Annotated in this window: 23 protein-coding genes; 8 read left to right on the top strand and 15 right to left on the bottom strand. The window is 33.9% G+C overall.

Annotation, left to right across the window (positions count from 1 at the left end; all coding sequences use genetic code 11):
• Positions 1-55: 55 nt before the first annotated feature.
• The 3 genes from C4F50_RS06520 to C4F50_RS06510 are packed head-to-tail and all read left to right on the top strand — an operon-like array spanning position 56 to position 2,407.
• Entirely contained in the window at positions 56-508 is a 453-nt protein-coding gene (locus tag C4F50_RS06520; RefSeq protein WP_193845598.1) for a type I restriction enzyme HsdR N-terminal domain-containing protein, read from the top strand.
• A 13-nt stretch (positions 509-521) separates the two neighbouring features.
• Positions 522-1,541, top strand: coding sequence for a glycosyltransferase family 2 protein (locus C4F50_RS06515; RefSeq protein ID WP_193845597.1), 1,020 nt, complete (start codon positions 522-524; stop codon positions 1,539-1,541).
• A 32-nt stretch (positions 1,542-1,573) separates the two neighbouring features.
• Positions 1,574-2,407 (top strand): OmpA/MotB family protein, encoded by an 834-nt coding sequence (locus C4F50_RS06510; RefSeq protein ID WP_193845596.1) that lies wholly within the window; start codon positions 1,574-1,576, stop codon positions 2,405-2,407.
• Between the two features lie 188 nt (positions 2,408-2,595).
• Here the strand turns inward: C4F50_RS06510 and C4F50_RS06505 are convergent, their stop codons facing one another.
• The 3 genes from C4F50_RS06505 to C4F50_RS06495 all read right to left on the bottom strand — a co-directional run bounded on the left by C4F50_RS06505 (position 2,596) and on the right by C4F50_RS06495 (position 6,800).
• Positions 2,596-3,216, bottom strand: coding sequence for an L-threonylcarbamoyladenylate synthase (locus tag C4F50_RS06505; RefSeq protein ID WP_193845595.1), 621 nt, complete (start codon positions 3,214-3,216; stop codon positions 2,596-2,598).
• Between the two features lie 97 nt (positions 3,217-3,313).
• Entirely contained in the window at positions 3,314-5,650 is a 2,337-nt protein-coding gene (locus C4F50_RS06500; protein WP_193845594.1) for an ATP-dependent helicase, read from the bottom strand.
• A 382-nt stretch (positions 5,651-6,032) separates the two neighbouring features.
• The gene (locus C4F50_RS06495; RefSeq protein ID WP_193845593.1) at positions 6,033-6,800 is read right to left on the bottom strand and encodes a sulfite exporter TauE/SafE family protein; all 768 of its coding nucleotides are present in this window, start codon (positions 6,798-6,800) and stop codon (positions 6,033-6,035) included.
• 124 nt (positions 6,801-6,924) lie between these two features.
• Between C4F50_RS06495 and C4F50_RS06490 the strand changes: the two genes are divergently transcribed.
• A complete protein-coding gene (locus C4F50_RS06490; protein WP_193845592.1) occupies positions 6,925-7,449 on the top strand; it encodes a DUF7935 family protein in 525 nt (174 codons plus the stop codon).
• Here C4F50_RS06490 and C4F50_RS06485 read toward each other — a convergent pair.
• The 4 genes from C4F50_RS06485 to C4F50_RS06470 all read right to left on the bottom strand — a co-directional run bounded on the left by C4F50_RS06485 (position 7,446) and on the right by C4F50_RS06470 (position 12,252).
• Positions 7,446-8,378 (bottom strand): hypothetical protein, encoded by a 933-nt coding sequence (locus C4F50_RS06485; protein ID WP_193845591.1) that lies wholly within the window; start codon positions 8,376-8,378, stop codon positions 7,446-7,448. The genes C4F50_RS06490 and C4F50_RS06485 overlap by 4 nt on opposite strands.
• Positions 8,379-8,393: 15 nt before the next feature.
• Positions 8,394-9,299: a patatin-like phospholipase family protein gene (locus C4F50_RS06480; protein WP_193845590.1), complete on the bottom strand. Its 906-nt coding sequence runs from the start codon at positions 9,297-9,299 to the stop codon at positions 8,394-8,396.
• Positions 9,300-9,619: 320 nt separating this feature from the next.
• On the bottom strand, positions 9,620-11,680 hold the full coding sequence (locus C4F50_RS06475; RefSeq protein ID WP_193845589.1) for a M1 family metallopeptidase: 2,061 nt from the start codon (positions 11,678-11,680) through the stop codon (positions 9,620-9,622).
• Complete coding sequence (locus C4F50_RS06470) at positions 11,680-12,252, bottom strand: transposase (protein ID WP_193845588.1); 573 nt, start codon at positions 12,250-12,252, stop codon at positions 11,680-11,682. The genes C4F50_RS06475 and C4F50_RS06470 overlap by 1 nt, the downstream gene beginning before the upstream one ends.
• 2,533 nt (positions 12,253-14,785) lie before the next feature.
• On the opposite strand from C4F50_RS06470, the gene C4F50_RS06465 reads away from it, so the two are divergent.
• Both C4F50_RS06465 and C4F50_RS06460 read left to right on the top strand, forming a co-directional pair.
• The gene (locus C4F50_RS06465; protein ID WP_193845587.1) at positions 14,786-15,529 is read left to right on the top strand and encodes a Dph6-related ATP pyrophosphatase; all 744 of its coding nucleotides are present in this window, start codon (positions 14,786-14,788) and stop codon (positions 15,527-15,529) included.
• Between the two features lie 29 nt (positions 15,530-15,558).
• On the top strand, positions 15,559-16,068 hold the full coding sequence (locus tag C4F50_RS06460; RefSeq protein ID WP_193845586.1) for a hypothetical protein: 510 nt from the start codon (positions 15,559-15,561) through the stop codon (positions 16,066-16,068).
• 22 nt (positions 16,069-16,090) lie between these two features.
• On the opposite strand, the gene C4F50_RS06455 is transcribed toward C4F50_RS06460, so the two are convergent.
• The 4 genes from C4F50_RS06455 to C4F50_RS06440 form a co-directional block, all read right to left on the bottom strand.
• Positions 16,091-16,630, bottom strand: coding sequence for a DUF1697 domain-containing protein (locus C4F50_RS06455; protein ID WP_193845585.1), 540 nt, complete (start codon positions 16,628-16,630; stop codon positions 16,091-16,093).
• A gap of 73 nt (positions 16,631-16,703) precedes the next feature.
• Positions 16,704-17,135 (bottom strand): hypothetical protein, encoded by a 432-nt coding sequence (locus C4F50_RS06450; RefSeq protein ID WP_193845584.1) that lies wholly within the window; start codon positions 17,133-17,135, stop codon positions 16,704-16,706.
• Between the two features lie 138 nt (positions 17,136-17,273).
• Entirely contained in the window at positions 17,274-17,699 is a 426-nt protein-coding gene (locus C4F50_RS06445; protein WP_193845583.1) for a hypothetical protein, read from the bottom strand.
• 139 nt (positions 17,700-17,838) lie between these two features.
• The gene (locus tag C4F50_RS06440; protein WP_193845582.1) at positions 17,839-19,605 is read right to left on the bottom strand and encodes a hypothetical protein; all 1,767 of its coding nucleotides are present in this window, start codon (positions 19,603-19,605) and stop codon (positions 17,839-17,841) included.
• 236 nt (positions 19,606-19,841) lie between these two features.
• Between C4F50_RS06440 and recG the strand changes: the two genes are divergently transcribed.
• Positions 19,842-21,962 carry an ATP-dependent DNA helicase RecG gene (gene recG / locus C4F50_RS06435; RefSeq protein ID WP_348536988.1) on the top strand — a complete coding sequence of 707 codons (2,121 nt, stop codon included), beginning with the start codon at positions 19,842-19,844 and terminating at the stop codon, positions 21,960-21,962.
• Positions 21,963-22,349: 387 nt separating this feature from the next.
• Here the strand turns inward: recG and C4F50_RS06430 are convergent, their stop codons facing one another.
• The 4 genes from C4F50_RS06430 to C4F50_RS06415 are packed head-to-tail and all read right to left on the bottom strand — an operon-like array spanning position 22,350 to position 24,873.
• A complete protein-coding gene (locus C4F50_RS06430; protein WP_193845580.1) occupies positions 22,350-22,952 on the bottom strand; it encodes a PAS domain-containing protein in 603 nt (200 codons plus the stop codon).
• A 56-nt stretch (positions 22,953-23,008) separates the two neighbouring features.
• Positions 23,009-23,353 (bottom strand): hypothetical protein, encoded by a 345-nt coding sequence (locus tag C4F50_RS06425; RefSeq protein ID WP_193845579.1) that lies wholly within the window; start codon positions 23,351-23,353, stop codon positions 23,009-23,011.
• Between the two features lie 35 nt (positions 23,354-23,388).
• Positions 23,389-24,243, bottom strand: coding sequence for a histidine kinase (locus tag C4F50_RS06420; protein WP_193845578.1), 855 nt, complete (start codon positions 24,241-24,243; stop codon positions 23,389-23,391).
• Positions 24,244-24,273: 30 nt separating this feature from the next.
• A complete protein-coding gene (locus C4F50_RS06415; RefSeq protein ID WP_193845577.1) occupies positions 24,274-24,873 on the bottom strand; it encodes a TlpA family protein disulfide reductase in 600 nt (199 codons plus the stop codon).
• 476 nt (positions 24,874-25,349) lie between these two features.
• On the opposite strand from C4F50_RS06415, the gene C4F50_RS06410 reads away from it, so the two are divergent.
• Positions 25,350-26,408, top strand: a complete 1,059-nt coding sequence (locus C4F50_RS06410; protein ID WP_193845576.1) for an efflux RND transporter periplasmic adaptor subunit — start codon at positions 25,350-25,352, stop codon at positions 26,406-26,408.
• Positions 26,409-26,465 lie beyond the last annotated feature (57 nt).

Below are 26,465 nucleotides of genomic sequence, written 5' to 3'. Positions count from 1 at the left end.
AAACTTTATCCTGAGACTTCGGGAGAAACCTCAAACTATTTTATATTTTTGCTTTATGTTAAAGCTAAATTTTCCTTCCTATACTTTTCGATTCAAAAATAGCGAAAATAAAGTGTCTATTTTTGATGAAATCAGGAAAAAATTCATAATTCTTACTCCCGAAGAATGGGTGCGCCAACATGTCGTGCACTACTTAATTAATGAAAAAAAATACCCAAAATCATTAATAAACGTTGAGAAAGTTTTAACTGTCAACGGATTGCGAAAAAGATATGATGTTGTAGTCTTTAATCCGGATGGCACTATACATATATTAGTAGAATGCAAAGCGCCAGAAGTTAAGATATCACAGGCTGTTTTTGATCAAATTGCCCGTTACAATATGACAATGCAGGCACGGTTTTTGAATGTCACAAACGGACTAAACCATTTTTATTGTCAGATGGATTTTGAAAACGAAAAATATGAGTTTTTAAGAAGCCTGCCTGATTATAAACAAAACCATTAAAAATAAAATACCTTTGGATAAGATAGCTGTTGTCATTTTAAATTGGAACGGAGTAAAATTGCTGGAGCAGTTTTTACCCTCTGTTATTCAGTTTTCAGAAAGCGCAACAATATATGTTGCAGATAATGATTCTACGGATAATTCTATTGCCTTTGTGCAGGCAAATTTCCCTACCGTTAAAATTGTAAAAAATACTGGAAATCATGGTTTTGCAAAAGGCTATAATGATGCTTTAAAACATATTGATGCCGAAATTTACGCATTAGTAAATTCCGATATTGAGGTTACCGAAAACTGGCTGCAGCCAATCATTGAAACTTTTGATAAAGAGAAACAAACCGCAATAATTCAACCGAAGATTCTGGATTTTAAAAATAAAGAATACTTTGAGTACGCTGGTGCTGCCGGCGGTTTTATTGATAAATTTGGTTTCCCATTTTGTCGAGGCCGTATTTTTGACACTATTGAAAAAGACAACGGTCAATACGATGATAACTGCGAATTGTTTTGGGCATCAGGTGCTTGTTTCTTCATCAGAAAAAATGTTTTTCATGAATTAGGCGGTTTTGACGAAAGCTTTTTTGCGCACCAGGAAGAAATAGATTTATGCTGGCGTGCCGCAAACGAAGGACACATTATAAAATACAACTCGGCTTCTAAGGTTTATCATGTTGGCGGAGCAACTCTGCAGCAGGGAAATCCAAAAAAAACTTTTTTAAATTTTAGAAATTCGCTGCTAATGATGGTCAAAAACTTACCCAAAAGAGGTTTGTTTTTTGTCATTTTCTTCAGAATGGTTTTGGACGGAATTGCAGGTATCCGTTTTCTTACACAAGGAAAATTTGGGCATACTTTTGCAATTCTAAAGGCACATTTTTCTTTTTACTGTTTATCTTTACCCTATCTAAAAAAACGAAAAGATTTTCAGATACAGCAATACTATACTGTAAAAAGTATCGTTTTCCTTTATTATATCAAGAAAATGATGCTATTTAAAGAAATCTTTAACAGTATTCAAAATATTAAAAACTAAATTTGTAATCAACGTCTAATTAAAATTAAATTATGAGAAAAATAGTTATCGCACTATCAGTATTAATGGCTTTAACGTCGTGTGTTTCTAAAAAAGAATATGCTGCATTAGAAGCTAAAAACAAAGAAATCCAAGATTTGTTAAACTCTTGTACTGTAAAATTAAATACGTGCTTAGAAGAAAAAGCTGGATTAGCTGCAACTGCAGAAAGCTACAAACAACATAATCAAGATTTGATCAATACGTCTAAAGATATGACGATCTTGACAACTAAAGGTGCTGAAAATCTTGAAAAATCTCTTGAAAGCTTAAAAGAAAAAGATTTAAAAATCTCTAGACTTCAAGATGCATTAACTAAAAAAGACAGTGTTACTTTAGCATTAGTTACAAGTTTAAAAGGAGCAGTTGGAATCAACGATCCAGACATCGAAGTGAATGTTGAAAAAGGAGTTGTATTTATCTCTATCGCTGATAAATTGTTATTTAAAAGCGGCAGCTACGACGTAAGCGACAAAGCTAAATCTGTTTTGGCTAAAGTTGCTAAAGTAGTAAACGACAAACCAGATTTCGAATGTATGGTTGAAGGTCACACAGATGACGTACCTTACAGAAGCAATGGTGTTTTATTAGACAACTGGGATTTAAGTGTTAAACGTTCTACATCAATTGTTCGTGTATTATCTAATGAGTTAGGAGTTAATCCTGCAAAATTAATCGCGGCTGGTAGAAGCTCTTATGTACCATTAGTAGCAAATGATACTCCAGACAACAAAGCTCGTAACAGAAGAACTCGTATTGTGGTTATGCCAAAAATCGATCAATTCTATGATATGATTGAAAAAGAAATGAAAAAACAAGCGAAATAATCCTTGTTTTACATACTTATAAATACAGAAAAAGCAGGTCTAATGACCTGCTTTTATGTATCCTTAATTCTTTTAATAACCAATTAAATATAAATCAAGAATAGCATTATCGTAAATTAACTAACTAAATTTTAACTATAATAAAGTTAGGTAAATAATTTAACAAATTATACAATTAAAGTATTTATTTACAAAATTCCAATATCCCCTTTTCCTTCTCTCACAATAACCGGCTCATGATCTGAAAGATCTATAATAGTCGAACCCACATTGTCCCCATATCCTCCATCAATTACCAAATCAACTAGATTCTGCCATTTCTCAAAGATCAATTCAGGATCAGTAGTATATTCGATTACATCATCTTCGTCACGAATAGAAGTAGAAACCACAGGATTTCCTAACTGACGAACAATTTCTAGAATAATATTATTATCAGGCACACGAATACCAACAGTTGTTTTCTTTTTAAACTCTTTTGGTAAATTATTATTACCCGGAAGAATAAAAGTATAAGGTCCTGGAAGTGCTCTTTTAAGAATTTTAAATGTAGAAGTATCAATCTGGCGCACATAATCTGAGAGATTACTCAAATCGTGACAGATAAAAGAAAAATTCGCTTTCTCTAATTTGACTCCTTTAATTTTAGCAATTTTTTCCAATGCTCTCGAGTTGGTAATATCACAACCTAAACCATAAACGGTATCTGTTGGATAAATTACCAAACCACCATTCTGAAGCACTTTTACAACCTTTGCAATTGCCGCTTCACTAGGTTTATCCGGATATATTTTTATAAATTCTGCCATTTGTTTTTTTAGTTTTACTTGTTTCAAGTTTCAAGTTTCAGGTTTCACGTTGCTAGACAAACATGAAACTTGAAACCTGAAACCTGAAACAAAAATTTTATCCAACCACATCTAATTTAGCAAATCTTAGTAAGAGTTTTTTAATTCCTCCTACTTCAAATTTGATTTCGGCTTTTTTATCTGGGCCGGCACCTTCAAGATTAATCACTTCACCTTTTCCAAATCGTTCGTGCATTACAATATTTCCAACAGTTAATTTACTGTCAAATAAATTTGAATTCCCGCTGCTTGGTGCATTTCCAGAAACAGGTTTTAGTTTTCGAATATTTAAATCTGGTTTTGGTTCATTACTAGTAATATGAGCAGGCGGCGTTCCTCCTACTGGTTTGTTCAATCTTAATTTCGACTTATCAACATCTCCAAAAATATCACCATCAATTGGCGATTTATAGCGGTAACTTGTTTCAGATGGCGTTAAATAATCTAAATACTGCCCATCAATTTCTTCAATAAAACGAGAAGGTTCGCTGTCGGTCAATTTGCCCCAGCGGTAACGCGACTGCGCATAAGTCAAATATGCCTGATGCTCTGCCCTTGTTAAAGCAACATAAAAAAGACGGCGTTCTTCTTCCAGCTCGCTTCTGGTACTCATACTCATAGCAGACGGAAACAAATCTTCCTCCATACCGACTACAAAAACATGCGGAAATTCCAAACCTTTTGCCAGGTGAATGGTCATCAGTGCCACACGATCTTCATCATTTGTATCTTTATCCAAATCGGTTGCCAGCGCTACATCTTCCATAAATTCAGAAAGAGCACCTCTGGCCCCGTCAATTTCTTTTTGCCCTTCGGTAAAATCTTTAAGACCGTTTAAGAGCTCTTCTATATTCTGAATTTTCGCCATTCCTTCCGGCGTAGCATCTTTCTTTAATTCCTGAACCAGACCCGTTTTCTTGGCAACGTGATCTGTTATATAAAAAGCATCATGATTTTGATCAATAACTTGAAAACTCTGAATCATGGTCACAAAATCTTTCAATTTATTCTTTGTACCAGCATTCAGTTTTAAGTCAATTTTATCAATATTCACCATTACTTCCCAAATCGACCTCTTGTAATGATTTGCCGCAATAGTCAGCTTTTCAACCGTAGTATCACCAATTCCACGAGCCGGATAATTAATCACACGAATCAAAGCTTCTTCGTCTTTTGGGTTCAAAACCAAACGCAGGTAACACAGCACGTCTTTAATTTCTTTACGCTGATAAAAAGATAGACCTCCATAAATCCTGTACGGAATATCACGCTTTCTCAAAGCATCCTCCATTGCACGCGACTGCGCATTGGTTCGGTACAAAATAGCAAAAGATCCGTTATGAAGCTGCTGCTGCATTTTCTGCTCAAAAATAGTACTGGCAACAAAACGTCCTTCTTCGGCATCAGTCAAACTTCTGTGCACTTTAATTCTTGCACCAAAATCGTTGGCTGTCCAAACCACTTTATCCAGTTTGGTTTTATTATGTTCCATCACCGTATTCGCCGCTTCCACAATGTTGCGGGTCGAACGATAATTCTGCTCCAATCTAAACATGATTACGCCTTCATAATCTTTTTGGAAATTCAAAATATTATTGATATTCGCACCACGAAAAGCATAAATACTCTGCGCATCATCTCCAACCACACATATATTCTGAAACTTATCCGATAAAGCTCTTACAATTAAATACTGCGAATGATTCGTATCTTGGTACTCATCAACCAGAATATAACGGAAACGGTTTTGATATTTTGCCAAAACCTCAGGAAATCTGGTCAACAACTCATTGGTTTTCAATAATAAATCATCAAAATCCATTGCACCGGCTTTAAAACAGCGCTCTACATACTGCTGATAAATTTCTCCTAATCTCGGTCTTTTAGCCATCGCATCGGCTTCCACCAGTTCAGGATTATTAAAGTACGCTTTTACCGTAATCAAACTATTTTTATAACTAGATATACGGCCCAGAATCTGTTTTGGTTTGTAAATATCACGATCCAGCTGCATTTCTTTGATAATTGAAGAAATCAATCTTGCAGAATCCTGCGAATCATAAATAGTAAAATTAGAAGGATATCCTAAATGATCCGATTCTGCACGAAGAATACGCGCAAATATAGAGTGAAATGTCCCCATCCAAAGGTTTTTAGCCTCAGATGCCCCCACAATATCCGAAATCCTGTGTTTCATTTCACGTGCTGCTTTATTGGTAAAAGTCAGCGACAAAATATTAAAAGCATCTACTCCCTGATGCATTAAATAAGCAATTCTAATAGTTAAAACCCTCGTCTTTCCAGAACCTGCACCAGCAATAATAATCATTGGCCCATCTTTCTTTAAAACAGGCGCTCTCTGTGCTTCGTTGAGCTGGTCAATATAATTTTGCATGAAATTTTCTCCTTTTATGCAAAAATAAGAATTTAAAGAGAAAGTTCCTAAGATACTGAAGAGCTAAGGGACTAAGTTTTTTTGAAGCCCGGCAGTAGGCATTTTATTTGACATGGTTTCCCGCTTTCGGCTTTATCTCTTCGCTCCGCTGCGAGGATACCGCCTCAATCGGGGCTAGATTAAAACAATTGGTCTTTTTTGAAGATTTTGAACCATATAAGTTATACAAGTTCATTTAATTATATTTCATAAATAATGATCTTAGATAACGCTAAATTTTAATTTAAGACAGAGCTTATAATTTCTTATATGACTCATATGGTTTAACTTTTAATAAAGAAAACTTACAATTTCTTATATGACTTATATGGTTTTCAATATTTTAGTTATAGAAAACGTCGTATGCAAACCTAATCAAAGTCCCAACAACAACAACCAAAAAGAAAATTCGAATAAAACCATTTCCTTTATTAATGGCCAGTTTTGCGCCCAGCCAACCGCCGAGTCCGTTGCTTACTGCCATCGGAATGGCAATTGCCCAGATGATTTTTCCTTTGATCATGAACAAACAAATTGAACCAAAATTGGTCGCCAGATTGACCATTTTGGCATTCGCAGAAGCGTGAAGAAAATCGAAACCCAAAAGCGCTATAAAAGCCACAACAAAAAAACTTCCCGTTCCAGGACCAATGAATCCGTCATAGAAACCCACAATAATACTGATGACAACCGCATAGATAATCTGCGTTAATTCTGAATGATCTTTTGCAGCATGCTGTCCAAAATTCTTTTTCGCGTACGTATACACAAACAACAAAGACAGAACCACCAGCAAGAGCGGTTTCATAAAATCATTACTGACAAGTGTTAAAATTGTTGATCCTAAAAATGCTGACGGAACCGCGAGACACATCATGATAATCAATAATTTCCATTGAATAACTACCTTTTTTAAATATTGAAAAGCAGCAAAAGCAGTTCCTGAAAAAGCCGGAATCTTTAAAGTCCCGATTACTGTCGAAACCGGAAGATTTGGAAGTAAAATTAATCCCATCGGAGTCTGTATCAAGCCGCCACCACCTACAATGGCATCAATAAATCCGGCTGCAAAAGCCGCTAAACAAAGAAAAAATATGATATAGGAATCCATTATAAAATTGATTTAACCAAAATAAATGACCAGCTGCAAAAGTACAGCTTCCTTTTTGTTTATTCGCATAAATTTAAAGTGGAATTCTCCTCAAAAAGTATATTTTTGTTGAAAAATTTATAAAATGGATTTTAACAAAATAATTGAACTTGCCAGCTATACTTTACCCGCTTTGGTAACTGGAATTGTGGCTTACCGTTTTTTTGAACTGCATATTAAAAACAACGACAAAAAACGTGCTTTTTTATTAAACAAACAGGCTCATTCAGAATCACTTCCGATTCGTTTACAGGCTTATGAGCGTATGACTTTATTCTTAGAGCGTATTAATCTGACCAAACTTTTAATTAGAGTTGCTCCTATCTCACCTTTAAAAAACGATTACGAAAATTTCTTAATCGACCAGATCGAACACGAATTTGAACATAATTTAACGCAGCAGATTTACGTTTCTGAAGAATGCTGGACCATTATTACTACAGCAAAAAATGCAACAATACAACTGATTCGTAAAGCTGCAATGAGCGACAAAGTAGACACCGCTGACAAATTACGCGAAGTTATTCTGAATGATTTATTAGAAAAACAATCACCAAGTAATGCAGCTTTAAGTTTTATTAAAAGTGAAGTTGCCGACCTTTGGTACTAATCTTCAATTTTACTCTTTAAAGCATTTAAGAGTTTACTCTCAAAATCAAGGACTATATTTTTAGAACAAAATTCTCCATATAGGGGAATGTTTGTTCTAACTTTATAATCACACAAAAGTGTTAATCTGGTTTTTGATTCATTGATACTTTGTAATTTATAAGTAATCGAATTAAAAATCATGCTCTCCTTTTTTATAACATGCATAAATGTCTGACTGTTATCAAGTTTTGATTGTTGAACATTAATTGCAAAAGACAGTTTTTTATATTCTTCCAGATCAATTACTTTTTCGTGAAGAATAACTCCGTTGTCAAAATATCCCAATCTTACATTCGTTTTAGGATTATAATCAGATCTTACAGGGTTTGGAAACCCTAAAAAATTATATACTGATCTATTCATATGATTGGTTAAAACTGGAACAGCAAATAAATTGCCCCAGATAACCTTACTTGAAGTATCTATTAGTACCGATTTTTCGACTACAAAATGGGTTTCTTCTTTTTCGATATGTTTCTCAATATTCCCTATAATAATTGGAATAAGGATTAAAAAAAATACATTGGTCTTCAAATTTCCAATGCTGCCTTTCTTTGAATATTTCAAAATGGAACGAATAATAAGCCCAATTAAAGGAGAAACTATAAAGTATGTGGGAATTAAAATTAACAGACACCCGATATCTTCTAAATGAAAAATAAATGCAATTAATAAAAACAAAAAAGAACTAATCCAGGAAAAGAAGATGATTTTATAAATGCTGTTGACAAACGTCTCCGGGTCAAACAGAAAAGGAATATATCCTAAGACAACCGGAACGACAAGAAAATAATCAAATGAGTTAATTTCTATTATATTAAAATCTGCTAAAACCCTAAAAAACAGTGCATAGATAACCGAAAAGATAATGGCGTAATATTGTTTCATTATTAAAATTTGTTTCTACATTTTTCTATTATCGCTCATAACCTCAGACTTATTCTGCGCATATTCATAACCTTGTTCCCACCATTCCTTCATTACATCTTTATTAAAAATGAGGGCATTATCGGTAAGTTTTATCGGAGTGTAATATAAGTTAAGCTTTACATCTTTATTATTTGCCATAAGTTTTCCTATAGCAATATCATGTTTTTCAACCTGATCTAAAGCTATTCGAAACAAATCAATCATCAAAGAAAAAGGATTTTTACCAATAACTGTTTTAGTGGTATTGACTTCGGTTTCCAAAACAATTACATCAATTTCAGTAGCGCCACGATTGATCGCTTCTCGTATTGGCACTAAGCTGGAGAAACCTCCGTCACCGTATTCAGAATTATTCTTTTCGACCAGACTCATAAATGGCACATAGTTACTCGAGATCCAAGACCATTCGCAAAACTCCTCGTAGGTACAATCTTTTACCGATTTGTATTCTGATTCGTTTTTGGTAAAATTGGTTACCGTAACAACAACATCTGTTTTTAATTTTTTAAGCTTATTGAAATCAGAAAGCGAAAAATTATTCTGAATGTATTTTTTTAAACCTTTGCTTTCGCCAAAAGTTCTTTTTCCTTTAAAAAATTGTCGGATTACATTAAAGTGATTAATGGTAACGATGTCAACACCATTTTTATTTTTGACCACAAACGGGCAGATATTAAAAATACTGCTCATGGTGACATTAGTATATACAGAATGTATTTTTTTAATATGTCCGAGAGCTAAATGCGGAATCAAAAGACTTCCTGTAGATGTTCCTAAATAAAGATCGTATTCATGTCTTTTTTCTTCTATTAAATACTGGGCTACACCGCCGGCAAATGCGCCTTTACTGCCGCCACCAGAAATAACTAATGCTCTCATAAAATGTTAATGTGGTATTATTTTTATTTTAGATTTTAGAATGTAGATTTTAGATTCCTTAAAAATCTATAGTCTTATCTTTATTTTAGATTTTAGATTAATTGCAAAATCCATATTCTTATCTTTATTTTAGATTGTAGACTATAGATTTTAGATTCCTTAAAAATCTATATTCTTATCTTTATTTTAGATTTTAGAATGTAGATTTTAGATTCCTTAAAAATCTATAGTCCGTATTCTATATTCTATATTCTAAAATCTAAATTCTAAAATCTAAATTCTAAAATCTAAAATCTAAATTCTAAAATCTTAATTCTAAATTATTCTTTTAAAAGTCGATTCAGCTGAAACTGTTCATCGGGGGTCAAATTAGTTAAAATTCTCTCAAATGAAGCACGCATTTCAGAATTTTTTAATAAAAGTCGAATAGTATCTCTTCCAAACTTTGAAAACTGCCACATATGATGCGTGGTAGAAGCAACTAAATTACTCAAAACCTGATCGTTAATAATTTTAAAAGCAATCAGCTTTTCTAATGCGTTTTGTCTCGTTGTGGCTTCATATTTTGTTGACGAAAAAGAAATGAGTTCGGCAATCAAAGGTTCTCGCTGTTGTGCATAATTTGGAGTTGATAAAGCAAGCGACAGCCATAATGTGCGAAGATTATAATCGTTAAAACCAATCCAGTTTTGCGATTTGTCCAGATATTCTTTTCTATGATCAGGAAAATTTCTCCACAGCCAATACAATGCAATTTCTTGTGTCTGATACGATTTGTCGTCTAACAAAGTTTCATAACTTAACCTGAAATCTTCTGGAATATTGGTCATTGTTTCTGCCACGCTCTGGCGAACTTGAAGATTTTTACTTTCTAACGCCAAGAATAAAAGTTCTTTTTTTGCTTCGTATTTTTCGTTTTCAAGCTGTTCTACAACTGCTTTTTTTACAGAAAAATGAACATTCGAATTTAAAGTCTCGTTAAGAATTTCCTTCTTTTCTGCCAATGGCGTTTTCTTCAACTTATCAATCTCCAGACGTTTTTGTATGGTTTTATTTTTACTCAGCAAAGCATTGGCTGTAGGCGTATCAAAAAGGGTTGATTCAAGCCATGTTTTTTGAAATTTTTCTAAATCAAAATCAGACACTTTTTTAATTTCGTCAAAGAAATTCTGTGTGTTTACAGTTTGATAAGCATATTTGTTAAGATAGGTTTTGACTGCTTTTTTAAACGCTTTGTCTCCAATAGATTCATGAAGTACAAAGAGCGTCCAAGCCCCTTTTTCATAAAAAGTAAGCGAACTCGCTTTGGCATTTAAAACCGGAATAGTATCGCTTCTAGAAGCAAATTTGATCTGTTGCGCCGTATCGTATAATTTAGAATAAAAATAATCGTCGCCATAAATTGCTCTTTCGGCAAGTAACGCATAATAAGTTGCAAAACCTTCCTGAAGCCAATGATGAGTACTGCTTTCTGCTGTGATTAAATCTCCAAACCAATGGTGTGCCAATTCGTGTGCATCGACATTGGTGTAGTTTCGATCTATAAATCCGATTGAATCTACCACATAACGTGTTGTAAATAAAGTTGCTGTAGTATTCTCCATTCCAGCATACAGAAAATCACGAACCGGAATTTGTTTGTTAATCTGCCATGGATATTTTGCACCAATTTCTTTTTCAAGAAAATCGAAAATAACTTTAGAATAACGATAAGTCGGCTCAAAACGATCTGCATCTTTAGATTCATAATAATATTCTAACGGAATTTTTGATTTGGATTTAAAATTTCGTTTATCATATTTTCCGATCGCGAGCATCAGCAAATAAGAACTCATTGGTTTTTCCATCTGGTACTGCCAATGTATTTTGTCGCCGTTTACTATTTTTTCTTTTAAAATTCCGTTTGAAATTACCTGATAGTCTTTATCATAAGAAATACCGAGATTAAAAATCAATTTTTCATTTACATCATCAAAACTCGGAAACCAATTGCTGGTGTATCTTCCCTGCCCCTGTGTCCAGATTTGAACTTCATCATTTTCAACAGCAACAAAATACAATGCTTGTTTGGGTTTTGCAGTATAAGTAAACGCCAAGTGATTTTCTCCTTTTGCAAAAGGAAAAACAACTTTTAACTGCTTGGTGGTATTGATGAAAATTACTTCCTGATCGTTGATTTTCACATTTGAAAATTCCATGTTTTTAGCGTCAAGCGAAAGAGTATCACATGGCTTTAAAACTTCAAACTGATAACTGACCGCACCAGAAATAGTTTTTTCTTTTGCATTTAAAGACAATTGTCCAGAAACCGATTTAAAATCAACGTATTGAGTTTGTTGTGCGAATAGAAATCCTGTAAAAAAAAGAAGTATGTATTTCATTAAAATTTTAAATTTATAGAATCGGTTTCCCAACGCTGCGGATTTGTTTTGATATAATTGTAAATAATCTCAAATCTTTTATAATTGCGAACAATATGATCGTGGTAATTCGCTTGCCATATTTTCTGCTGTCTGCCAATTTGTTTTGTTGTTACCGATTTAAATATAGCAACAAATGAAGAAATGGATTTAGTTTTTCTTGAAAATTTTGCTTCACTTGAAATTGTATTTTCTGTTGTCGATAAACTTTGTTTAGTCGCACTGCTGTGCGTCTCTACACTATCATGGCTGTGATTTTCTTTATCTTGAATTTCAATTAATAAATGAATGTGATTGGGCATTATTACCCAATTATGAAAAAACCAATTTTTACGGATTTTAATTGATTTTAATAATTCTGTTTCAACAATCTTTCCATTTTCATTTAAAACCATTTTATCTTCTACAATAGATCCAAAAATACATTTCCGATCTTGAGTTACAATCGTAATAAAATAAACGGCTTCATTTGAATAATCCCAATTTTTGAGTCTATGGGAATCTGTTTTAAATTTTTCTTTATATAATGACATTTTCGGCGTGTAAGATTTCAAAGTTATTAATAATGATGAAACAAAATTGAGTTTATGTACTACTTTTATTTCATAATTTAATTCCGATTGTCGACATGTAATATCGCAGAGGCGCACCGAAGCGGTTCTCAGGTGAGTAATTCCACAATGCTATTCCGTTTATATTGTCGCATTAAATTGTTTTTCGTTATCGATATACTTTGCGTAGACGCACTGCAGTGCGTCTCTACGATATACTGGAGGTGATTTTCTTTGTGTTGATTTTTCATTTATAAATACTTTTAATAAGATGTTTTGTGACAACCGTTTTATCGACATGCAATATCATAGAGGCGGACAGCAGTGCGTCTTACGTGTGTAATCCCACAAAGATGTTCCGTTTATATTGTCGCATTAAATTGTTTTTCGTTGTCGAGATACTTTGCGTAGACGCACTGCGGTGCCTCTCTACGATATGCTCGAGGTGATTTTCTTTGCGTTGATTTTTCATTTATAAATACTTTTAATAAGATGTTTTGTGACAACCGTTTTATCGAAATGCAATATCGTAGAGGCTCACAGCAGTGCGTCTCAGGTGTGTAATTCCACAAAGATATTCCGTTTAATATTTGTCGCATTAAATTGTTTTTAGTTGTCGATATACATTGCGTAGACGCACTGCGGTGCGTCTCTACGGTATGCTGGGAGGTGATTTTCTTTGTGTTGATTTTTCATTTATAATTATTTTTAATAATATGTTTTGTGACAACCGTTTTATCGACATGCAATATTGTAGAGGCGCACAGCAGTGCGTCTCACGTGTGTAATTCCACAATGATATTCTGTTTATACTGTCGCATTAAATTGTTTTTCGTTGTCGATATACTTTGCGTAGACGCACTGCGGTGCGTCTCTACGATATACTGGAGGTGATTTTCTTTCTGTTGATTTTTCATTTATAAATATTTTTAATAATATGTTTTTGTGACAACCGTTTTATCGACATAAAATATCGTAGAGCGCACAGCAGTGCGTCTTACGTGTGTAATTCCACAAAGATATTCCGTTTATATTGTCGTATTAAATTGTTTTTCGTTGTCGATATACTATGCGTAGACGCACTGCGGTGTATTTCTACGATATGCTGGAGGTGAATTTTTTGTGTTGATTTTTCATTTATAAATATTTTAATAATATGTTTTGTGACAACCGTTTTATCGAAATGCAATATCGTAGAGGCGCACAGCAGTGCGTCTTACGTGTATAATTCCACAATGATATTCCGTTTATATTGTCTTATTCGTTGTCGATATACTTTGCGTAGACGCACTGCGGTGCGTCTCTACAATATGCTGGAGGTGATTTTCTTGTGTTGAATTTTCATTTATAAATTTTTTTAATAATATGTTTTGTGACAACCGTTTTATCGAAATGCAATATCGTAGAGACGCACAGCAGTGCGTCTAACGTGTGTAATTCCACAATGATATTCCGTTTAATATTTTGTCGCATCAAATTGTTTTTCGTTGTCGATATACTTTGCGTAGACGCACTGCGGTGCGTCTCTACGATATATTGGGCGGAAAATTTCTGTGTATTGATTTTTTCATTTATAAATATTTTTAATGATATGTTTTGTGACAACCGTTTTATCGACATGCAATATCGTAGAGGCGCACAGCAGTGCGTCTCAGGTGTGTAATTCCACAATGATATTCCGTTTAATATTTTGTCGCATTAAATTGTTTTTCGTTGTCGATATACTTTGCGTAGACGCACTGCGGTGCGTCTCTACGATGTATTGGTCGGAAAATATCTGTGTTTTGATTTTTCATTTATAAATATTTTTAATAATATGTTTTGTGACAACCGTTTTATCGACATGCAATATCGTAGAAGCGCACAGCAGTGCGTCTTACGTGTGTAATTCCACAAAGATATTTCGTTTACTATTTTGTCGCATTAATTGTTTTTCGTTGTCAATATACTTTGCGTAGACGCACTGCGGTGCGTCTCTACGATATGCTGGAGGTGATTTTCTTTGTGTTGAATTTTCATTTATAAATATTTTTAATAATATGTTTTGTGACAACCGTTTTATCGACATGCAATATTGTAGAGGCGCACAGCAGTGCGTCTTACGTGTGTAATTCTTCAAAGATATTCCGTTTAATATTTTGTCGCATTAAATTGTTTTTCGTTGTCGATATACTTTGCGTAGACGCACTGCGGTGCGTCTCTACGATATAATGGAGGTGAATTTTTTGTGTTGATTTTTCATTTATAAATATTTTAATAATATGTTTTGTGACAACCGTTTTATCGACATGCAATATCGTAGAGGCGCACAGCAGTGAGTCTCAGGTGTGTAATTCTTCAAAGATATTCCGTTTAATATTTGTCGCATTAAATTGTTTTTCGTTGTCGATATACTTTGCGTAGACGCACTGCGGTGCGTCTCTACGATGTATTGGGCGGAAAATTTCTGTGTATTGATTTTAAATGTTTTTTGTTGTTAACATTGTTTGTATGTTTACCATAAAAATCAAAAAACGTGTCTACACCTCACAAAGCCATATTTAACTGGAGCAGCGGAAAAGATTCTGCTCTTGCATTATACAAAATACTACAAAATTCCGATTTTAAAATCGAAACTTTGGTGACCAGCGTTAACGAAAAATACCAGCGTATTTCGATGCACGGCGTTCGTGTCGAATTGCTGAAAGCGCAGGCAGAAAGTTTAAACCTGCCTTTAAAAATCATGCAGATTCCAGAAATGCCTTCAATGGAAATTTATGAATCGGTAATGCTGGAAACACTTTCTGAATTAAAAAATCAAGGAATTACGCATTCTGTATTTGGTGATATTTTTCTGGAAGATTTGCGAAAATACCGTGAAGAGCAATTGTCCAGAATTGGTTTTACAGGAGTTTTCCCGATTTGGAAAATTCCGACTCGAGATTTGATTCAAGAATTTATTTCGCTGGGATTCAAAACTATTGTAGTCTGTGTAAACGAAAAATATATGGATAAGAGTTTTGTGGGCAGAATTATCGATCAGGATTTTATTGAGGATCTACCTCAAAACGTAGATGTCTGCGGTGAAAATGGTGAATTTCATACTTTTACTTTTGACGGACCTCTTTTTTCTAAACCTATTGATTTTGAAATTGGAGAAATTGTATATCGAAAATACGAGCAACCAAAAACTGAAGAATCTTCCAACAAGGCTTGCGATACAACCGATTCTACTGCTTTTGATTTTGGCTTTTGGTATTGCGATTTGATTCCTAAATAATTTTAAATAATCTTTAAATTTAAAGTGTAATGACAGCCGATAAAAATCATACTCTAGAAATTCAAAAAATACTGGCGTTTCTGAATGAAATTGGGATTCAAGTCTTTGAAAAAAAACTAGATGATACCTTTTTACCTGGTTTAGATTTAGGCCCCAACTGTATTTATATTGATTTCGAAAAATTACTTTATCCGGGTGATATACTGCATGAAGCCGGACATTTGGCGGTAACAACATCTCATGAGAGAAACGCAGCCGGCACAGCTAACATGTCTAAAGAATGGCCGAGTGCAGGTGAAGAAATTGCCGCTATTCTATGGTCATTTGCGGCAGCAAAACATCTTGATTTTCCTCTTGAATTTGTTTTTCATCCTAACGGTTATAAAAATGATTCGAAATGGCTGATTTCAAATTTTAATGATGAAAATTATATTGGCTTGCCTTTTCTGGAATGGATTGGTCTTACATTCGGGAAAGAAAAGGCAGTTAAAGAGAACAAAGAAGCATTTCCTGTTATGCAAAAATGGTTGAGAGATTAATTCCCTCAAAAAAAAGCTTATTTTATTCAGTATACATTTTAAGCAGGTTCGTCACGGTATTCCAGTTTCGCATTGTTGCGGTTACATTTAACTTTTTTTCGATATACTTTTGATCAAATCTCGTTTTTCCGGCACTTACGGCATATTTTATAAAAATCCTGTTGGCATCAATACTCGCTTCATCTGGTTTAAACTGACTTATTTTCAAATCATTAATGCTTTCTTTTTTTAACGGAATTGAAACAAAAGAAACGTATAACTGCTTCGTATCAACATCTTCTTTTAAATAAGGATTGTTTTTAAAACACAATTCAAGATCTTCCTGATTGATCACAATCACAGGAACTTCATGTCCAAAAACTTTAAAAATTTCCTGTTTAATCATAAAACCAACTTTGGCTGCACTTTCTTCGTCTGTATCCACAAAAACATTACCCGATTGAAGATAGGTTCTAATGTTCTGAAACCCTAAATTTTCAAGCATTGCTTTTAAGGCTTCCATTTTTATCATATTGTGTCCCGAAACGTTGATGCCGCGTAACAAAGCTAAGTGTGTTGTCATTTGTATAAGGTTTTAAAAAACAAAAGAGCATCCAGATTGAATGCTCTTTTTGTTTTACAAATTTATATAAATTTTATTTCTCTTTTTCATATACCAGCTCAGGTCCGTCACAATTTTGCCAGGTGCTGTATAATTTTCGTGATGAATTGATATACAAGATCTCTTTAGAATCTTTAGAGCAGGTGCCAATTATATCATTGTCTTTTTCATAGGTTAATTCAAACTGAACCTCATTCTGCGTTGTAGTTACTTTATAAGTTCCAGAAACCGTTATGGATTTATTGTCTCTTAATCTTGTTTTCGTAAAAGTTCCGTTTTCATTAAAATCATATGACTCTTCCCACTCCAATCCGTCAGAAAAACTTATCGCCGGTGTAAAAGCAGAGGACATTTTTGTCAGATTCCAATTTCCAAAAAAATCCACATCGCCTGTTGCTATTGCTTCATCACTGGAGCAGGAAACAAGCGTTAAAAATAGAATAAATAAACTTACTATTCTTTTCATTTAGGTGGTTTTGATCGGTTTGGTTTGCTTTGTTAAGCGTGCTAATTTCTATATTCAAAGACCAGCATTGGTATACCAACGCAGAAAATCAAATATTATTATATTTTAAATCATTTTTTTTTTTAAATAAATGATCTTTTATTTAAGTTTAGTGTAAACAAGTAAAGTTGGATCACAATCTTTTAAATTATTATTTAATTTTCCTTCCTTGTTAATGTATAAACTTTCTTTTAAAACGGTACAGCTTTCAATTAAATCATTTGCTGCTGTATAAGTAAGCTCCAAATTCATTTGAGTAGCTGTAGTTACTGTGGTATACGTTCCAGAAACTGTCGTTGTTTTATTGTCTTTAATTCTTGTTTTAGAAAACTTTCCTTTATCAAATACATACGTTTCTTTGTATTGAGGCGTACTTATAGAATTATAATACGGAACAAGCGAAATGTTTTCGGCAAGCTCCCATCTTCCGCTTTCCAAAGACGGAAAACCTTCCATTTTTACGTCGTCGTTTGAACAAGAAACTAAAGAGAATACTAAAACAAACAATAATCCAACTTTTTTCATTTTATTTAAGTTTAAGGTTAATACTACTAAGATTATCAGCAGCCAAAACAGTTGCGTCTCAAAGTAATAACTTAACATTAACTTAATCTAATCACCTTCTTGAACTATATACGCAATAAACTTCTTATTAGTTTTTTCGTTAATCAAAAGTCTCAATATCAAACTTTTCTAAAAAAGCATTGAGTTTCTTTTTATATTTTTCTTTTGCAGTATTCAGAATACGATCTGCCTCTTCATCATTTTCCAAAGCTTCAAATCCATAAGTGTTTTTGATCCAGTCGGCGTAGGCTTCTTTGTTTTCACTTTCTTCATAATAATCTTCATCTTTATAGAAATAAGCATTTTCATGATCCACAGAAATTTCGGTATCATAACTCAAAAGCTGTATAAAATCTCTTGTGTTCGCTGCCACAACATGAATCCCCCCTTCATCACCAAAAACAACAATTGGACAGTTATTTAAATCCGTATCTGTCAACCAATAAGCATACGAACTTCCCGATCCGTTGGCGGTAGCAAATTCAATAAAACTAGTGTAAAATTCTTCTTCTTCAGACCAGGTTTTTATTCCTGTTTTATCCATTATGTACAAACGAAAGCATTCTGAAAAAGTTTCAGCACCAAATTCCTTTTCAAATTCAAATAATTTCACCAAATCATCTGGCAAAGTGCGATTATCAAACTGCAGTTCAAGATCTTCTAACGTGAGTTCATCTTCTTCGTCCTCCTCCTCTTCATCATAATCCTCTTCATCATCAGTCTCTTCAAAAGATTTTTCATCGTTTAAGATTTCAAAAGCTTCAAAAACAGCATTTTTTACTGCAAAATATTCAATTCCAAGTGCATCCTCATTATCCATCCATTGGCATTTTGTACTTTCATCATCGTATAAATATTCTAATAAAAGGGCTATTTCATTGGTATCTACACATAAAAAAGCTCTCATTCTAATATTAAATCCGTTGAGAATGGTAGTCGAAATTTGGGTGTAATTTTTATCTTCGTATACAAAATGCACAAAGCTGTACTTTGCGTAATCATCTTCATAATACAAACTTCCGTCGCTTGCCGCATAATCTTTATTAGACAATTCGGTAATCATGTTTAGAAATTTTTGACGGAAATTTTGATATAAATAACGTTCCGCTTTATTCTCGTCGATCAAGGAAAGTCCTTGTTTGAAAACCTTTTCATAATAATCAGCAGTAAAAGTTTCCTGGTCGTAAGAATCCGAATATTCTACATAAGAATCTGCAGCAATGTCTGATAATTTATGAGTGGAAGGAAAATAATTTTCTAAAATCACAATCGATCCTTCGCCATCACTCAACCTGCTGCAGATCGATACATCGGGGCGATTTAAATTAACAATTGACTGCACAGATGTAAAATTCTCAAAACGCATTCGCATATCGTCGCTGTAAATAAGCTTCGTTGTAGTTTCGCCTTTTACTATAAGTTCGCCGTGGTTGTATTCGCCGATAATCGTTTCACATTCTAAACCATTACCCAGATAATGCAGGTTTCCAAATAAAATAATATTTGGAGCTGTGGTTTTTCCAAGAACGATCAATGCCGGCGAATTATCGGTATCAAAAGAGCTGATGCATTTTTTGACAGTTAAGTTTCCTTTAAAAATAAACCCTAAAATAAAAATATCCGGACGTTCTTCGGTTGCATAATCCATCTCAAAAACATCCATTTCGACATCATTTTCAGCCAGTAAAAATAGTGCGTTATCTTCATCATCAGGAAAACGCCAGGTATCCTCAAAAACATCATAGATTTTTTCATTTTCAAAATCACTGAGATCGCCAATAATTTCATGAGCGTTTTCTCTGCTTATTACTATGAATTCTACGCCGTTAAATTTGATTTTTTCAAAAATATTTTTTTCTTTTTCCATCACTTGGTTATTGCTTTAGGTACGGTATCTTGGGGTTCATTTTCTGATCAAATATAAAAAATCAGTTTAAATAAAAAGAAAAATAACTTTTATTAAAATGGTATTCTTTGATTTTCAAAATTGCCAATTAAGGTTTATATTCGCTTCTCCAAAAAAACTTTCATATTTCAAAATTTAAATTCCAAAATCCAAAAACTCAAAAAATCTATCCCGAGGCTTCGGGACTAAAATCTACAATTAAAAAAAAAATGTCTAATAATCTCCTAGAAACCCCTATCGAATACTTAAAAGGTGTTGGTCCGAGTCGCGGCCAGTTGCTTCGAAAGGAGTTGGGTATTCATAAATATGGAGATTTAGTCAATTTTTTTCCGAATCGATATATCGACAGAACCAGATATTATAAGATTAACGAACTGCAGAATACGGGTAGCGAAGTACAGATTATTGGAAAAATAATCAACATTAAAACAGTTGAATTTGCAAAGAATAAAAAACGTCTTGTAGCTGTTTTTGTTGACGAAACCGGACAGATGGATCTCAATTGGTTTCAAGGCCACAAATGGATTCGCGAGAGTTTAAAACTAAATGAACCTTTAGTAATTTTTGGAAAATGTTCTTTGTACGGCAGTCAGTTCAGCATGGCGCATCCAGAAATTGAGTTATTGAGCGAGCACGAAAAAAGCCTCCGCTCAGCCATGCAGCCGGTTTATCCGTCGACAGAAGCACTGGCTAACAAAGGAATTTCTAACCGCACCATTAACAAATTAATGGAACAGCTTTTTTTGGAAACTCAAGCTTTGTTTACCGAAACTTTTCCGGCGTATTTAATTGAAGAGTTAAAACTGATTCCAAAAAGAGCCGCTTTATTCAATATTCATTTCCCAAAAAGCACCGAAATTTTAGCGAAAGCACAATTCCGATTAAAATTTGAAGAATTGTTTTTTATTCAACTGCAGCTAATTACTAAAAACTTAATTCGCAAACACAAAATAAAAGGACATCCGTTTACCAAAGTCGGCGAACTTTTTAATGATTTTTACCAAAACCACCTGCCTTTTGCTTTAACGAATGCTCAAAAAAGGGTCATAAAAGAGATTCGAACAGATATGGGAAGCAACGCCCAAATGAACCGTCTTTTGCAGGGTGACGTTGGATCTGGAAAAACAATAGTTGCTTTTATGAGCATTCTTTTGGCGATTGACAATGGTTTTCAGGCCTGTTTAATGGCTCCTACAGAGATTTTAGCCAACCAGCATTTTTTGGGTTTATCAGAACTGGCGCAGACTTTAAATCTTAATATCAAAATCTTAACGGGGTCTACCAAAACTGCGGCTCGAAAAATCATTCACGAAGAACTCGAAAACGGCAGTTTACAGATTTTAATCGGTACGCATGCTTTGCTGGAAGATAAAGTTAAATTTCAGAATCTTGGTTTGGCCGTAATTGATGAACAGCATCGATTTGGCGTAGAACAGCGTTCTAAATTATGGAAAAAAAATGAGATTCCGCCCCACGTTTTAGTCATGACTGCTACTCCTATTCCGAGAACTTTAGCGATGAGTTTATACGGTGATTTGGATATTTCTGTTATTGATGAATTACCGCCTGGCAGAAAACCCATACAAACAGTACATCGTTTTGATACCAATCGTTTAAAAGTCTGGAAATTTCTTCGTAACGAAATTGCTAAAGGCAGACAGATTTATATTGTATATCCGCTGATTCAGGAATCTGAAAAAATGGATTATAAAGATTTAATGGACGGTTACGAGAGTATTTCGCGCGATTTTCCACTGCCGCAATATTCGATTTCCATATTGCATGGCAAAATGAAACCTGCTGATAAAGATGCCGAAATGAAGCGTTTCTCTGAGGGCAAAACAAATATTATGGTCGCTACAACGGTTATTGAAGTTGGGGTTAATGTCCCGAATGCGAGTGTGATGATTATTGAAAGCGCAGAACGATTTGGCCTCTCGCAATTGCATCAGCTGCGCGGCCGTGTGGGTCGAGGCGCCGAACAGAGTTATTGTATTTTAATGACAGGTCATAAATTAAGTGCCGACAGCAAAACCAGAATGGAAACAATGGTGCGCACAAACGACGGTTTTGAACTAGCAGAAGTTGACCTTAAACTCCGCGGTCCCGGAGATTTGATGGGAACACAGCAAAGCGGTGTTTTAAACCTGCAGATTGCTGATATTGTAAGAGACAAAGAAATTTTATCATTAGCCCGAAATTATGCCATGAAACTGCTCAAAGAAGATTCGGCCATGCAAAAACCAGAACATGCGGTCTTAAAAGCTGTTTTTATTGAATTGACCAAAAAGAAAAATATTTGGAATTATATTAGTTAGGTTTGAGGGACTAAGGTTCTAAGGTACTGAGGTACTAAGGGTCTAAGAGTCTGAGGCGCTAAGATTTTGAGGTTGAAAATTAAACCTGAAACTTCAAACTTGAAACCTGAAACTTCAAACCTGAAACTTGAAACCTGAAACCTGAAACTTCAAACCTGAAACTTCAAACTTGAAACCTGAAACTTCAAACCTGAAACTTCAAACCTGAAACTTCAAACCTGAAACTTCAAACCTGAAACCCGAAACTTGAAACCTGAAATCTGAAACAAAAAAAATATCCTTCATTGCACCAAATACTTATGTTATTAACTCGATGAGATTAGATTTGTTGGGGGACAAATTTAATTTTTTTTAAGTATCTCCGCTGATGCAATGAAGCATATACCATTATTTTTTCGAACTGTCTTTTTTATCAAAAAGACCGCCGAAGAAACCTTTGCTTATTTTATTTTTATCATCTTTTCCCGTCGCAATAAGATGGTCGATGTATTCCATATACGTTTTCTTGCGTTCTTCTAGAAAACCAACCAAATATTCTTCTGAAGCTTGTATACCGCTGGTTTCTTCTATCTGCAATAACTTTTTGTACAACGGTTCTATAAACTTTACAATAATCTCATTCGGAACCGATTTTCTGGTTCCAAAAAATCCGATTATTTCGCCATCGGTATCAGAAATAATTTTAAAATCGGTTACCACCCAATAATAATGGCCGGTTTTAGCCATGTTTTTAATGATTACATGAATATTTTCACTCGATTTAATACTATCCCACAAAAATTTAAAAATCACCTTTGGCATATCCGGATGACGTACAATGTTATGAGGCTGGCCGACAAGTTCAAATTCATCATAACCAGAAACATCTATAAAGTCTTCATTGGCATACAAAATAGTGCCTTTTTTATCTGTTTTACTTAGCAGCACTTTATTCTTATTCCAATCTACTTCCCTTTCAGAAGGTGTTGGGCGAGTAATTCTGGCGTCCATAAATAGTTGTATTAAATTAATTATACAATTCGTTTCTTAAATGAATGATTCTAATTTCAATTGAGCTGGATCTCTAGAATAAACAGCGTATTTTTTATTTTATTAAAAACAGTTTCCAATTCGTCTTGAAGCCACTCTAGAAGCTCATTATTGTCTGTCAAATTCAGATGTTGAATATCACTTGCAATACGAATCAATTTGTGATATTGATATTCTAAATTGTGCACTTGCGAATAATTTCTGTACCTTCTTAAAATCTCTGCCGCTTCTTGTGCAAATTCAGCTGCCGCATCAATTTTTTCGATAGAATTTAATGTAATACTATCAGATACAAAAGCATCCAATGTTTTCTTTAAATTATGCAGCGTAGGCACTGCGGCAGGTAAATCATACTTTAACATAACAGGTTGTGGATTGGGAAGTTGGTTTTTAAAATCTAATTTCTATTATTTGTTGACTTTACATGAATATCATTCACCAAATCATCAATTTTTTTGGCACTTTCACGCATCATTTCAAGATAAGCCAACAGTTTATCGTTATCCGTATGTCCTTTTGATACATCAATCAATTTTAAAACAGAATTAACAGGCATTTTTAAGTCTAATGTTGTTCTATGTATAAAATCGTTATAATCTTTTGTAGCCGACATAGAGCTGAACTTTGCTGACGCCAATTTCATGTTTTCAATTTCGTATTCATCTGAAATTTTAGAAATATGATTTTCGCTGTGTTCTTTAAAATAGTAAGCCCAATAGCCATTCATAAAAAATACAACGGCCGCTAAAACTACGTGTATAATCAAGGTTTCGATATCAAAATTTACCTGCGAAAAATAAACCTGAAGTCCATTTGCATCGCTGTAAACAAAGTTCTGAAGATACGCCAGACCAGCGTGATGCACCACCACCAATAAGGTAAGCGGAATCTGGAGTTTCCAGTTTTGGTAAATGATTAAAATAGTGCTGGCAATAAATACGGTAAAGTGCATTTCGAACATGCCGTGCATTTGATAAATATACTGCGCCATAAAAACCGCCAGAACCACAGACAAAACGTACTGATAAAACTTGGAATTTTTTACAAAAAATTTAGCCGAATAATACGCTAAAAGATTTAATGTTCCGACCCCGACTCCAATTTCAAAAGTGTCGTACTTAAAAGAAAGTCCGATGCCTAACAGGAAATACGCGATCAAAACATAATTAATAATAGAATCTGATTTCTGCGTCATGGTCGCCATAAAACTGTGCAGATAATCTTGTTCGTTCAAACTAGCTTTTCTTTTCATAGGTTAATAGATTTAGGTTAGTTGATAGATTTATTTAGTGCATTTTGGTAAAGAACATCCGTATGCTCTAAGTGCAAGGACGTTAAATAACGGGGCTGTATTTTTGCTTAAAAGAGAATCAATCGCCATCTGGGCATAATTACTCTGAGAATCGGTGCAATATCGGGTTTTGTTATAATTGCCTCTGTAATATAAATGATGCGATGCGTCCATTAAAACTGCCTGAGGTGTAGAAAAAACACCACATTTTTCGGCAATAGATTCTTCAAAATAAACTGGAATCTGAGCATCAAACTTTTCTTGTATTTCTTGAATTGTAAAGTTTCTTTCTTTGTTTAAAACCACAATTTTGAAATTGATTTTATCGCCGTATTTTTTAATTAAACTGCTAACATGAGGCACATTAAACCTTGAACACGGACAGTCTGGATTGAAAAAATGAATGAAAATCGGTTTATTATCGTAGGCACAGCATTGATCTAGATTTATCTTAGACCCCATTGCAATGCTTTTGTAGTGCTGCGGTATTGGAGTTGGCAGACTGTATCTGAATTCATTTTTCCAGAACAAACAACCGACTGCCAGCACTAGTCCAAAAAACCATAATGTCAGAAGTATTTTTTTTCTCATAAAAAACTCATTTTTATTCAGTGAAAAAACAGAAAAAGATAAACAATTGTTAACGTAATTAATAATTACTACCTGTAAAAAATCTTAAAAAACAACTTCAAACATTATTTTTTAACAATAAAAATACTTAAAAAGCTAAATATTACTGAAAAAATTTAAATTTTGTTTAACATTTCAATGTTACAAATAAAATCGATAAAGTGCAAAAAAAATCAGACAAATCACTTAATTTTTTTTTATTCTAGATTACGATACCTCCTGATTACAAGCAAAATAAGGTGGAGTAATTATTTTTGAGGATAAAAAGTTTAAAAAAAGATAATTTTAAATTAAACCTTTTCTTCTTTAAACAGTCTAATAAAAACCTTTGGACTTACAAATGTTAAATAAACGCTAAGCTCTTTCGATTTCGCCCCAAAAAGTTAAATTTGCAAGCTTACCAAAAAAAAACTAAAACCTCATTTTACCTCAATTTTATGAAAGTAAAACACCTCATTTACACCCTATTAATAGTTGGAATAGGAAGTTTCATCGCTTACAGAATCGTTTCGAACAAAAGCAAAAATGCCGATTCAAAAAAGTTTAACGATAAAGACATGCCAACTACTGTAAATGGTATTATAGTAAAGACTTCTACTTTTGATAACAATTTATCACTTTCTGGTTCTATAGAAGCAAACGAACAAGTCGAAATTCATAGTGAGGTTTCTGGAATTGTTGAAGGTATCTTTTTTACAGAAGGAACTAACGTAAGCAAAGGACAGGTTCTATTTAAAGTAAATGATATTGAGCTTAAAGCACAGCTTAGACAAACGGTGACCAGAGAAGGTCTGACAGCCGAAAACGAAAGAAGAGCAAAGTTACTTTTACAAAAAGAAGCGATCAGTCAGGAAGAATATGATATTGCACGCGCAGATCATGCTTCTGCACAAGCTCAAAGTCAATTAATCAGAGCACAAATTGCAAAAACAGCTGTAAAAGCACCTTTTTCTGGAAAAATCGGACTTCGTTCTATTTCTCCTGGAACTTATATTACACCAACCGTTTTGGTGGCAAAATTAGTGAATACCTCAAAATTAAAAATCACTTTTTCTATCCCAGAAAAATATGCTGCACAAGTACAAAATGGTTCGACAATAGATTTTACCGTTTCTGGATCTCAAAAAGTATACAACGCCAAAATCTATGCAATAGAGCCAGAAGTTGCAGTAGAAACAAGAACTTTACAGATTCGCGCAATTGCGGATAATGTAGACGGTAAACTTTTTCCTGGAACTTTTGCCGATGTAAAACTGCCTTTAAATATTATCAAAGATGCTATTGTAGTTCCTACAGAAGCTATTATTCCGGTACAAAGCGGTAAAAAAGTATATATTGCCAACATGGGGAAAGCCAAAGAAGTAATGGTAGAAGCAACGACAAGAACAGATGCTTCCATTCTTGTATTATCTGGATTAAAAGCAGGAGACACTTTAATTACAAGCGGTGTCATGACTTTAAAAAACGACGCCCCAATTAAAGTTAAAGTTAAGTAATTTCAGATTGCAGATTTTAGATTTTAGATTCCAAATGCAATCTACAATCTAAAACCT

This window comes from Flavobacterium hungaricum (genome assembly GCF_015182285.1).
Taxonomy (GTDB): Bacteria; Bacteroidota; Bacteroidia; order Flavobacteriales; family Flavobacteriaceae; genus Flavobacterium; species Flavobacterium hungaricum.
Note: the sequence above shows the minus strand (reverse complement) of the source record. Positions and strands in the feature narration are given on the sequence as shown.

Bases quoted from the DNA above. Each gene is read 5' to 3' on its own strand.
- C4F50_RS06520 (WP_193845598.1), top strand. From the start codon at position 56: ATGTTAAAGCTAAATTTTCCTTCCTATACTTTTCGATTCAAAAATAGC.
- C4F50_RS06510 (WP_193845596.1), top strand. From the start codon at position 1,574: ATGAGAAAAATAGTTATCGCACTATCAGTATTAATGGCTTTAACGTCG.
- C4F50_RS06505 (WP_193845595.1), bottom strand. From the start codon at position 3,216: ATGGCAGAATTTATAAAAATATATCCGGATAAACCTAGTGAAGCGGCA.
- C4F50_RS06500 (WP_193845594.1), bottom strand. From the start codon at position 5,650: ATGCAAAATTATATTGACCAGCTCAACGAAGCACAGAGAGCGCCTGTT.
- C4F50_RS06495 (WP_193845593.1), bottom strand. From the start codon at position 6,800: ATGGATTCCTATATCATATTTTTTCTTTGTTTAGCGGCTTTTGCAGCC.
- C4F50_RS06490 (WP_193845592.1), top strand. From the start codon at position 6,925: ATGGATTTTAACAAAATAATTGAACTTGCCAGCTATACTTTACCCGCT.
- C4F50_RS06485 (WP_193845591.1), bottom strand. From the start codon at position 8,378: ATGAAACAATATTACGCCATTATCTTTTCGGTTATCTATGCACTGTTT.
- C4F50_RS06480 (WP_193845590.1), bottom strand. From the start codon at position 9,299: ATGAGAGCATTAGTTATTTCTGGTGGCGGCAGTAAAGGCGCATTTGCC.
- C4F50_RS06475 (WP_193845589.1), bottom strand. From the start codon at position 11,680: ATGAAATACATACTTCTTTTTTTTACAGGATTTCTATTCGCACAACAA.
- C4F50_RS06470 (WP_193845588.1), bottom strand. From the start codon at position 12,252: ATGTCATTATATAAAGAAAAATTTAAAACAGATTCCCATAGACTCAAA.
- C4F50_RS06460 (WP_193845586.1), top strand. From the start codon at position 15,559: ATGACAGCCGATAAAAATCATACTCTAGAAATTCAAAAAATACTGGCG.
- C4F50_RS06455 (WP_193845585.1), bottom strand. From the start codon at position 16,630: ATGACAACACACTTAGCTTTGTTACGCGGCATCAACGTTTCGGGACAC.
- C4F50_RS06450 (WP_193845584.1), bottom strand. From the start codon at position 17,135: ATGAAAAGAATAGTAAGTTTATTTATTCTATTTTTAACGCTTGTTTCC.
- C4F50_RS06445 (WP_193845583.1), bottom strand. From the start codon at position 17,699: ATGAAAAAAGTTGGATTATTGTTTGTTTTAGTATTCTCTTTAGTTTCT.
- C4F50_RS06440 (WP_193845582.1), bottom strand. From the start codon at position 19,605: ATGGAAAAAGAAAAAAATATTTTTGAAAAAATCAAATTTAACGGCGTA.
- C4F50_RS06430 (WP_193845580.1), bottom strand. From the start codon at position 22,952: ATGGACGCCAGAATTACTCGCCCAACACCTTCTGAAAGGGAAGTAGAT.
- C4F50_RS06425 (WP_193845579.1), bottom strand. From the start codon at position 23,353: ATGTTAAAGTATGATTTACCTGCCGCAGTGCCTACGCTGCATAATTTA.
- C4F50_RS06420 (WP_193845578.1), bottom strand. From the start codon at position 24,243: ATGAAAAGAAAAGCTAGTTTGAACGAACAAGATTATCTGCACAGTTTT.
- C4F50_RS06415 (WP_193845577.1), bottom strand. From the start codon at position 24,873: ATGAGAAAAAAAATACTTCTGACATTATGGTTTTTTGGACTAGTGCTG.
- C4F50_RS06410 (WP_193845576.1), top strand. From the start codon at position 25,350: ATGAAAGTAAAACACCTCATTTACACCCTATTAATAGTTGGAATAGGA.